General features: G+C 37.7%; 7 protein-coding genes. 6 read left to right on the top strand and 1 reads right to left on the bottom strand.

The annotated features are described in order from the left end of the window. The 4 genes from H6G97_RS37705 to H6G97_RS37690 all read left to right on the top strand — a co-directional run. On the top strand, window positions 1–555 hold a 555-nt coding region (locus tag H6G97_RS37705), incomplete at its 5' end, for an HNH endonuclease (protein WP_190945813.1). A 142-nt stretch (window positions 556–697) separates the two neighbouring features. Then, window positions 698–1,114: a hypothetical protein gene (locus H6G97_RS37700; protein WP_190945812.1), complete on the top strand. Its 417-nt coding sequence runs from the start codon at window positions 698–700 to the stop codon at window positions 1,112–1,114. A gap of 75 nt (window positions 1,115–1,189) precedes the next feature. Continuing rightward, window positions 1,190–1,816 (top strand): hypothetical protein, encoded by a 627-nt coding sequence (locus tag H6G97_RS37695; RefSeq protein ID WP_190945811.1) that lies wholly within the window; start codon window positions 1,190–1,192, stop codon window positions 1,814–1,816. A gap of 630 nt (window positions 1,817–2,446) precedes the next feature. Beyond that, window positions 2,447–2,977 carry a TetR/AcrR family transcriptional regulator gene (locus H6G97_RS37690; RefSeq protein WP_190945810.1) on the top strand — a complete coding sequence of 177 codons (531 nt, stop codon included), beginning with the start codon at window positions 2,447–2,449 and terminating at the stop codon, window positions 2,975–2,977. A 500-nt stretch (window positions 2,978–3,477) separates the two neighbouring features. Here the strand turns inward: H6G97_RS37690 and H6G97_RS37685 are convergent, their stop codons facing one another. Continuing rightward, window positions 3,478–4,812 (bottom strand): AAA-like domain-containing protein, encoded by a 1,335-nt coding sequence (locus H6G97_RS37685; RefSeq protein WP_190945809.1) that lies wholly within the window; start codon window positions 4,810–4,812, stop codon window positions 3,478–3,480. A gap of 204 nt (window positions 4,813–5,016) precedes the next feature. Here H6G97_RS37685 and H6G97_RS37680 point away from each other — a divergent pair, with 204 nt between their 5' ends. Both H6G97_RS37680 and H6G97_RS37675 read left to right on the top strand, forming a co-directional pair. Next, the gene (locus tag H6G97_RS37680) at window positions 5,017–6,051 is read left to right on the top strand and encodes a tetratricopeptide repeat protein (RefSeq protein ID WP_190945808.1); all 1,035 of its coding nucleotides are present in this window, start codon (window positions 5,017–5,019) and stop codon (window positions 6,049–6,051) included. 146 nt (window positions 6,052–6,197) lie between these two features. Then, on the top strand, window positions 6,198–9,989 hold the full coding sequence (locus H6G97_RS37675; RefSeq protein ID WP_190945807.1) for an AAA-like domain-containing protein: 3,792 nt from the start codon (window positions 6,198–6,200) through the stop codon (window positions 9,987–9,989). Window positions 9,990–10,128 lie beyond the last annotated feature (139 nt).

Genomic DNA, 10,128 nt, shown 5'->3' with positions numbered 1-10,128 from the left:
AGCACTCCCTCAGTGGACAACTTCAAAGCATTCCGTAAGAAAGTAAAACACATCGTCAACAACTCGAATTATGGTGCTACCACAAAGGCTGAGAAATTAGCCCCGGTAGTAAGAGGTTGGAGAAATTACCATAAGTTCTGCAAGATGGACGGGTCTAGAAACTCGTTATACCACATCCAAAAAAGAGCTTATACGGTATTCAACAAGGAAGCCAAGAAAAATCGCTACGCTAGCAAGAAATTACTAGACAAAGCATTCCCAGCAGTTTCCTACTCCGAAAGTAGCCACGTCATGGTTAAAGGAACAAAATCCCCCTATGACGGAGATACAGCCTACTGGAGCGAACGCAAAAGTAAGTTCTATGACGGCAAAACTTCTATTGCTCTTAAGAAGCAAAACCATAGATGTGCCTCTTGCGGCTTAAAGTTCATCGATGAGGAACGGATTCATCTGCATCACATCGACGAAAATCACGCCAACTGGAAGAAAAATAATCTGGAAGCAATTCACGAGAGTTGCCACGATTACAAGCACATGAGCAAAAGCGAAAGCTGAGAACATCGGGAGCCGTGTACACGGAAACGGGTACGCACGGATCTAACTGAGAGGCGCGGGGAATAATATCCCCCATCGACTCAACCAGAAAATGGGCAACAGAATTAGGAAGAAGACCACATTTTCAGGAAATTCAACAGAAGTGGCACGAATTAACGGGGCAAGAGTTAAACGATTTGGGGGTGACATTACTATTAGAAAATCTCGGCTACACAGACGATTAAACTGGAATGCTCGATATGGTAATCCTAAAGAGTATAGAAAACAAGTAGCGATGCCTACGGCGGGCTGCGCCTACGCTCACAGAAAAACTCACAATTACTGTGTAGTTTGTCTGACTAAGAAAAGTGAAGAGATCCATCATGCTTACTACGGGAATGACGTTATTGGAGTATCAACATTTTCTACGTGCTACCGTTGTCATAATGAGATTTGTCATAGTCCGACTAACTGGATTAAGAGTCCTAGTAATCCCGTTTGGAGCAATCGTAATACTGAGGAATTTATTACGAGACTACGATTAGGATATCAATTACTTTATGGAGGAATCATACTATAGCAATCCTATCTGGTTTGTGAGAAAATACGGAAGAAAGTTAAAGGTATAATTAGTAGCTATTACAAGGGAATATCAATGTGGATGCGATCGCTATTTCATGAAGGAGAGTATCTGGTAATCCAGTCTTATCCCCGTGAGCATAAGTTAATGGTTGAGCATCGCAGTTTTGATTATGAAAATGCCAAAAGTCATTGCGAACTAGAAAATTTAGCTCATGACTATACATCATTTTCTCTTAGGATTTTTCACGATGAACAATTGTGGAATGTTGATTATGAGGGCAAGCCTCAAAGCCTGAGCAAACAGCAAGATTGGAGAATTGCCCAAGAATATCTAGAAGCTCACTATGCGATGCATACTGATGCTGAGGTGGTCGTATGCCAATGCAGTTACCCCTATTTTTTGTCACTTACTAGTCATATTAGCAACAATGGTGAGTCCATGACTTCGTGGCAACCACTCACTTGTCTAGTTAGAGACTTGGGGCGAGATATTCAAACCTGCCCCAACTGTAATGCATCCTTAGTTCGAGCAGATGAATCGGAGGATGATGATTTTGATTTTGATGACCAAGTTAGCCGACCGATAGCTTGCATCGGTTGCGCTAACTATCATGGAGTTGACTATGGCGACAACGTGCTAGTCTGCGGGATACACCCGAATGGATGGGATAGCGAGAATTGCCCAGATTATCATCCATAACATTAATCTAAAACTTGCATAGACAGTATAAGCAAGTATTTTGATTCATGCGGTGCTGTGTGAAAAGCCGTTTCCAGAAATTATGTTCAAATTTTGCCACTATTAAAAAATATTCTTCAGATAATTCAGCACTTACAGCAATTTGCAATCAAACGTGCCACAGATAAAAGTACTAAAAGTAATACTGGGCTTTATTTTAGGATTTATTTTTGTAGTGGGTTTGATCGAAAACTGCTGTAAGAGTCAGAACTTAGAAAAAATTCAACGTGATTAGTATATTTATTTATCAATTTTTTACTGATTCTTTAAGTATTTAGGCGGATGTATTTATAAGGGCTGAATTCTTATGTTTTTTTACCCCTATCTGTATCCGTACTCAGTACTGTGTCCCTTATTATTCAGTTTGAGACTACTGAGATAAATTCGGTTCACCTTGGGCTGAAAAACTCTTAAAATTGGGCCTTACCCAATCCATTCCCACCTCATTGTTCAACTTAATCCGTTGTGGAGTATTAGGGTAAATCTTGCTTAAAATCCTTGCGTCTTGCTCTATGACTACATCAGGGCGGCCGCATCATGTCAATAAGCATACTTTATTGAGAATAGATTTAAAATCAATGTCATTAAGTTTTGCGTCTGAGTGCGATCGCAAATCGCGCCAAGGTGACAACTGCAACACTTCATTACTATTTTGAGAGCAAGGAAAGCTTATATAAAGCAGCCTTAGAACGTCCAGTCGATGAACTTCAAACCATTTTTGGGCAATTGAATTTTGACGGTTTATCCCCCGAAGAAGCCCTAAAACAGATTATCCGCATTGCCATTGCCAATGAAGCTCAAAATCCTCAGCGTCAAATGCTGTGGTTTCAGGAAGCAAGTCAAAATCAAGGAGTATATTTCAAGGAATGTAACGTTTTAAGTCTCCATGAGCATCTGCTCAAAATTTTAGAGCAAGGCATTGCAGAAGGATATTTTCGCCCCCTCAAACCGTTTCTGGCGCTGACTCATATCTTGAGTATTTGTCTGTTTTACTTCACAGTTCATGAAAACTGGAAGCATCTAACTCCAGAGATTAATCGTCTTAGTCCAGAAATAATTGAGGAACACACCGAAGAAGCAATCACCTTTATTTTGGCAGGTATTAAACGCTCACATCCATAAATGGAAAGGCTTATCTGGATTTTTAATATTAATTTGTTATCCTTTGCTGCTATGGCTGTCTTTGGGGTGCAGTTATTGGAATTGCGACGTTATTTATCAAGCCCGACGTTACTGTAGCGGCGATTGGGTTGGGTTTTACGGCTGGGGTGTCTGGGAAATTGTTGGGTTCAAAAAGGGGAATAAATCATGGAACACAAAATCATTGATTTAAGCTGCGGATGTCTGTGGGTTCTTGAAATCAAAAATTGTTAGTGATGATTAGCTAATTTTGTTGAAGATAAAAGGGGTATAGCTAATATCTGTATCCCTGCTGATGACAATCCTTATGGACAGGAAATGCTGACTTTGTTGAGGCGGGGCTTTATCGCCTGAACTTCAAGTCCCGTAAACCAGTTGCAAAGCGGTTCCAACGCCCTTGTCTTCCATGAAGCGCTGCCTTTTTTAGGGACCACCGCCTGCCGCTCTCTGCCTTTCTTTTAGTCAACAAAATATTTGTTTGTTTACAAATGAATTTGTAAATACTGATTATATAAATTACAGCTTGGTAATACGCTATTTCCTTGCAATTTTACCAGTCCAAGACTGTGCAATTTAAATTTAGTTACTGTCGGGAGCTTGGCAGACTTATTAATAATTACATTTTTCATTGCATTTGCTAATTCCGGCTTTTGCGTAAGAATTAAACTTTGACGACGTAAATGGTCTGCGTAGATACTCGATGAACTTGTGGGATTTTGTAGGATCTGTGTTAAAGTAACGTTTTTATTAGCTATATGATAAAGGCTAAAACGTATTAGAAATGGATGTCCGCCCACTAGCATCATTAATTTTTCAACTTTTGTTTCATCCAAATCGAGTTTATACCTTTGAGCTAAGTCCAAAACCTGTTTATTATTAAATTCAGGTAATTCTATAGATAACCCTACATTAAACGGCGATTGATTAATATCAAGAGGAACATAAACTTCTGTAGAATGTACAATCACCAGTCGCAGTTTTTTCCAAATCTCTCGCCGTTTGCCTTCTTCGTGTAAAGCGCGTAGTAATCCAAAGAAATCTCGGTAAATTTCGGGATATTCAAAAACTTTATCAACTTCATCTAAACCAAGGGTTAGCGGCTTATTAATTGTTGGTAATAAATATTCCTCAAAATAGGCTTTACATGCCATACTACTACCCAACATTTCCGCTAAATCCCAATATTCACTAAGTTTATTGGGGATATTTAAAGCTAAACCAACACTTGCACAAAACCAGCGTAAAAACTTATCTGAATTAACGAAAATCTCCTGGGCTGCTAGTTGGAAATCTAAGATGACGGTACAATCTCCTTGAGAATGGGATTCATTAACAACTCTTGCCAGAAGAGACGTTTTACCCATCTGCCTTGGTGCTTTAATTCTAATTAAAGCACCGGGTTTATGAATTTGTTCATAACATCGTTCTTCGATTGGGGAACGTTTGATATAAAATGGTGAATCTAATGGTACTTGCCCAGATGGATGCTCTAGAGAGTGGGATGAAAATATTTCTTGAGTTTGTTTGTTATTTTCCTCTGTAGTGCTTACTAAGGGTGATGAAAATATATTTTTCCTACTTTCGAATGTTAAATCAGTAGTTAAATCAGCAATATCTTGCCATTCCAGCTCTAAAACACGACAAATTTCTCTAAAGTTAAGGTAATCTACAGCTCTGCCATTAAGAAAACTGCTGATAGTAGATTGAGATATTTGCAAATGTTCTGCCAAATCAGTTTGACGAATATAGCCATTACGCGGTAGCGCTGACTTTACCTCTAATATAAATTCAGGACGTACTCTAACTGAACGTGGCATTTTTGATATTGCAACTGCTAGATTTATTTGTTTGGCAACATCACAAAATATTCAATTTCACTACAAAGTCGATACGAACTCGATATACTCCCGTTCTAACTCAAGTGTAGTCAAGATTAAATGGAATTAGCAGGAATAAGGTTCGAGGTACAACCCACAAACCTAGTCCTACTTTAACTGAAAATCTTTCTGAATTATATAATTATGAAATTTGCCTTCTCTATACCTTCTTTCTTAGCTTATGCATCATCTATTGTGCTGCTAGGTTTTTCACTACCATTGGTTGCACAAATACCAGGTTCTAATATCTCTGCTGAGTGCCAAACTCCTATGCCACAACGTCTTAGTACAATAGACGACTTCATAAGCATGGGACACTTTCAAGAGGATTGCCAAAAAGACTCACTCGCTGCGGTTTCTTCATTCACGCAGGCAATTAAGCTCAATCCTAAAGCTGAAGAACCCTACTATCATCGTGCAAACGCTTACGCTGCAATTGGGAATTACAAAGACGCAGTGGCGGACTATACCGAAGTAATTCGCCAAAATACTGGTCGGCGTGGTTATAGTAGTGGAGCATATTGGAACAGGGCTAGGGCTTACGAAAAGTTAGGCGAGAAACAGAAAGCAATTTCAGATTTGACTCAATTAATTGGTGATAGTAGCCCCAATGTTGACGAGTACTTATTAAGAGGTAATCTGTACCGAGACTTAGGAGATAAAGAAAGTGCTATTTCAGATTATAAATCAGCAGAAAATATTTTGCAGCAAAGTTTAAATGGGGTTTTCGGAACTGGTATGATGGATGCCAGATATCAAAAGATGTTAGATAAAGTCAGAACTGAATTATCACAATTGGGTGTATCCTTACCAGCACCACAATTGAGAACTCGTCGGACTTTAAAAGCGATCGCAAAAATGGAAGTCGTGAGAGCCTTAAATTTAGCAAGATATACACCTCAGAATCCAGCAATTGGGAAATTTGATGCTCAACTTCAGGATTTGTACAAACAACTAGCTAACTCACAACCGCAATCATATAAAGGAACAGTAGAAAACCTGATATTAAATGCTGCGTCTGAAAAACTAGAAGGTTTGGAAAAAGAGCGATCGGAACTTATCAAAAGAGTTACCCCAGATAATCCAGCAGTAGGGTTAATTGACGAACAGAAAAAACAATTAACGTTGTTAATGAATACGAACAGAAAACAATTTGATGCCTTAATGCACCAAGATTAAATATAGCTGTAGGGTGTGTGACGGTATGAATGAATTATATGCACAAAAAATGAATAATTTATTTACCGTCACGCACCACCATATAATTTGTTGTGTAACACTATGCTTTTATACACCCTACAAATTAATTATCTTGTTATCAGACAATGAGCAACAATTTTTCATATAAAGTTGGTGGAAGTCTTACAGAAGATGCTCCTTGTTACGTAGTTAGACAAGCAGATTTCGACCTTTACAACGAACTAAAAGCTGGGAACTTTTGTTATATTTTTAATTCCCGACAAATGGGTAAAACTAGCTTACAAGTTCGTACAATCAAACGACTGCAAGCCGAAGGCATCGCTTGTACTACGATTGACATCTCTGGACGCGGTAGTAAGGATATAAACCCGGAACAGTGGTATGCAGGTATCGTTTACACATTGGTTGCAAATTTTGAAATAGCTAACCCTAGCCAATTTATTAGAACCTGGTGGAAGGAAAACTGTGAATTAGCACCAATACAGCGTTTGGATATATTTATTGAAAAAATTTTGTTAGAAAAAGTCAAAAGTGAAATAGTTGTTTTTATTGATGAGATTGATAGTATTTTAAGCTTAAAATTTAAAGGTGATGATTTTTTTGCTTGGATAAGAAGTTGTTATGAAAAACGTAATCTTAATAACGAGTTTAATAGGATTACTTTTGTGCTTCTCGGAGTAGCAACACCTAGCGATTTAATTGCAGATAAGGTACGAACACCCTTTAATATCGGTCGTGCAATTCAACTTAATGGTTTTCAAATACACGAAATTTCACCTTTAGCATCAGGGTTGAAAGGGATTGAAAATCCAGAAGCTATTTTGCAAGAAGTTTTAGCATGGACTGGAGGACAACCCTTACTTACACAAAAATTATGTGATTTGTTAGTAACTTCCCCACAAGTAACGAGCAAAGCTACAGAAGCCGAATGGGTAAAAAATATTGTTACGCAACAAATAATTCAAAACTGGGATTCCCTTGATGAACCACCCCACTTAAAAACTATCAAAGATAGAATTTTGATGAGTAAGCATAATACAAGTGCATTGCTTGGTTTATATCAGAAAATTTTACAATTAGGACAAATTCCTGCTTCGGACAGCCCAGAACAGATAGAGTTACGCCTATCTGGATTAGTTGTAGAGCAACAAGGATATTTAAAAATTTATAACCAGATTTATGCAAATGTTTTTAATTTAAACTGGGTCGAAAAAGCCCTCGCCGATTTAAGACCTTATTCAGAAGCATTATCTGCTTGGTTTGCTTCAAACTGTCAAGATAATTCTAGATTATTGCGTGGTAAAGCATTAGAAGATGCAAAAACTTGGGTGGCTAATAAAAGTTTAAATCAGCAAGATTACCAGTTTTTAACTGCCAGCCAGGAATTTGAAAAACAAGAAATGGCTACGGCACTAGCATTTCAAGAAGAAGAAAGTCGCATCTTAGCACAAGCTAACGAGACTTTAACTACGGCACAGCATCAAGCCAAACAACAAATTCGTATCGGTGGTGGAGTTCTTATTTGTTGTCTTATTGGAGCAGCTATTGCTTTTGTCGGAGCAACTATATCAACTAGCCAACTACGAGAAACCCAGTTAGGTATAAGATTAGAGCAAGCAGGAATTACAGCCCTAAAACAGTTTGAAAGAAACCAAATTGAATCTTTAGTGACAGCGATGGATGCAGGGCAAAGGTTAAAAGAAATAGTAAAAGATGGACGACCTCTAGAAAAATATCCTGCAAGCAGTCCAATTTTTGCTTTACAAACGATACTTAATAATATTCATGAACTCAAACGATTTGTTGCCTACGAAGACAATATTACTACTGTGAACTGGAGCCACGATGGAAAGTATATCATTACCGCTTCTAATAATAAAACTGCTAGTATTTGGAATTTGGCAGGTAAGCTTATAGCCGAACTAAAAGGACACCAAGACGGAGTTTTTATTGCTAATTTTAGTCCAGATGGAAAGCAAATTCTTACTAGTTCTAGTGATAAAACAGTTCGACTTTGGAACTTTTCGGGGAAACAATTGGCGGTACTTAGACATCAAGAAAATGTGACTAGCGCCAGTTTTAGCCCCAATGGTAAACGTGTGATTACAACCTCTGGAAATCCACTTGTTCTTGAAAGAGGTATGGATGGTAAAACCATAGTTAATATCCCTAATGATAAAACAGCTCGTATTTGGGATTTATCCGGTAACTTATTACTTCAGCTTCAACATCAAGCCAAAGTTAATAGCGCCAAATTTAGCCCAGATAGTAAATATATTCTAACTGCCTCTGACGATAAGACTGCCCGGATTTGGGATACATCAGGTAAATTATTGCAGACATTCACAGGACATACAATGGCTGTTAACAGTGCTTATTGGAGTCCCAATGGAAAATATATTTTAACTAACTCTAATAATTCTTATGTTTGGGATATTTCCGGTAAACAAATCACACAATTTAAAGTAGATGATCAATGGGTAACAATGGATGCTGGTTTTAGTCCCGATAGCCGACGTATCTTCGTGTCAACGCCTTACAAAACTTATGTTAGGGATTTATCTGGTCGGCTAATTAGAGAAATAAAAAATGAGAAAGTACTAAATGGTAATGCAGAATTTAGTCCAGATGGTCAGCGTTTTTTTACAACCGATGATACTATAAAAGTTTGGAATATAGGAGATGAAGCTGTAAAACCGTGGGATTTATCAAGTAATTTAATCACCGAACTGACAGGGGATCAAAGTAGCCCCCGTTGGAGTCCTGATGGTAAATATATTGTTACTTTTGGACAGGATAAAATTGTTCGCATTTGGGATTTATCCAATAAAATACCAGTAACTAAAGTAGCTATTAATTCAAAAGACGCTATTACAGGAGCAAGTTGGAGTCCAAATGGCAAATATGTTATTACTCCAACTAGAAAATCTATACTAATTTGGAATAGTTATGGTCAGCAGTTGGCAAGATTTATCGGACATGAAGATATAGCTAGTAGCGCTAATTTCAGCCCTGATGGGAAAAAATTTGTTACGGCATCAGCTGATAAAACTGCTCGTGTTTGGGATACATCGGGAAAACAGCTATTATTACTTTCCGGACATGAAGATGCAGTAGAGTATGCTGCTTTTAGTCCAAATGGCAAATATATTTTGACTACAACTTATGATCATAAAACTAGAATTTTCTCAGAGTCGGGTAAGTTAATAACTACGTTTAAAGCTAGAGGTATTACTTGGAGCCATAATAGTAAATATATTTTGGCTATGTTTGATTATAACGGTAAGAACTACTCTAGTTTGTGGAATATTTCGGGTGAAAAAATAGTAGATTTTCAAGGAAGTGAAAATAGTTATTTGGGTGCTAGCTTCAGTCAAGATGGGGAGCGTATTGTTACGACTGATGGAAATATAGTGACTATTTGGAATACATCAGGTCAAAAGTTATCAGAGTTTAAGGCGAATCAAGATATTTATAGCCCTAGCTTTAGTCAAAATGGAACATTAGTTATTGCTACTTCCCTAGATAATAAGGCGATTATTTGGGATACTTCTGGTAAACAATTACTGGAAATACCGCATCAAAGTAAGATTGGATTTGCTGTTTTTAGCCCGGATGGTCAGCGAATTGTCACAGCTTCAGATGATAAAATTTATCGTGTTTGGGATATATCAGGTAAGCAACTTGCACAGTATAAGTATTCATCTACATTTATATCGCCAGTACATTTTAGCCCAGATGGTAAATATATTCTCGCCCATGTTCAGGGTAATTCTCCTGAGCAGAACAAGGTGCTGATTTGGCGGATTGACGAATTAGATAGGCTATTAGCACGGGGATGCGACTGGTTAAAAGATTATCTGAATACCCAGCCTCAAATACGGGAAAGATTAAAAGTTTGTTGGGTAAATAGTTAACCGTGTTTCAGAATATTCATTTAGGGATAAGTAAGTCGGCGGGAAAATTTATAAGTATGTAACGAAAACTTAATCAGAGTAGTTAGAGTTAAATTTAATACGTTGTGTCCTATAATTTCCTCTTTCTCCTCTAGCTTGA

The organism is Nostoc flagelliforme FACHB-838, assembly GCF_014698065.1.
GTDB lineage: Bacteria > Cyanobacteriota > Cyanobacteriia > Cyanobacteriales > Nostocaceae > Nostoc > Nostoc flagelliforme_B.
Note: the sequence above shows the minus strand (reverse complement) of the source record. Positions and strands in the feature narration are given on the sequence as shown.

Excerpts from the sequence above, each read along its gene's own strand:
- H6G97_RS37695 (WP_190945811.1), top strand. The coding sequence starts at position 1,190 with ATGTGGATGCGATCGCTATTTCATGAAGGAGAGTATCTGGTAATCCAG.
- H6G97_RS37675 (WP_190945807.1), top strand. The coding sequence starts at position 6,198 with ATGAGCAACAATTTTTCATATAAAGTTGGTGGAAGTCTTACAGAAGAT.
- H6G97_RS37685 (WP_190945809.1), bottom strand. The coding sequence starts at position 4,812 with ATGCCACGTTCAGTTAGAGTACGTCCTGAATTTATATTAGAGGTAAAG.
- H6G97_RS37680 (WP_190945808.1), top strand. The coding sequence starts at position 5,017 with ATGAAATTTGCCTTCTCTATACCTTCTTTCTTAGCTTATGCATCATCT.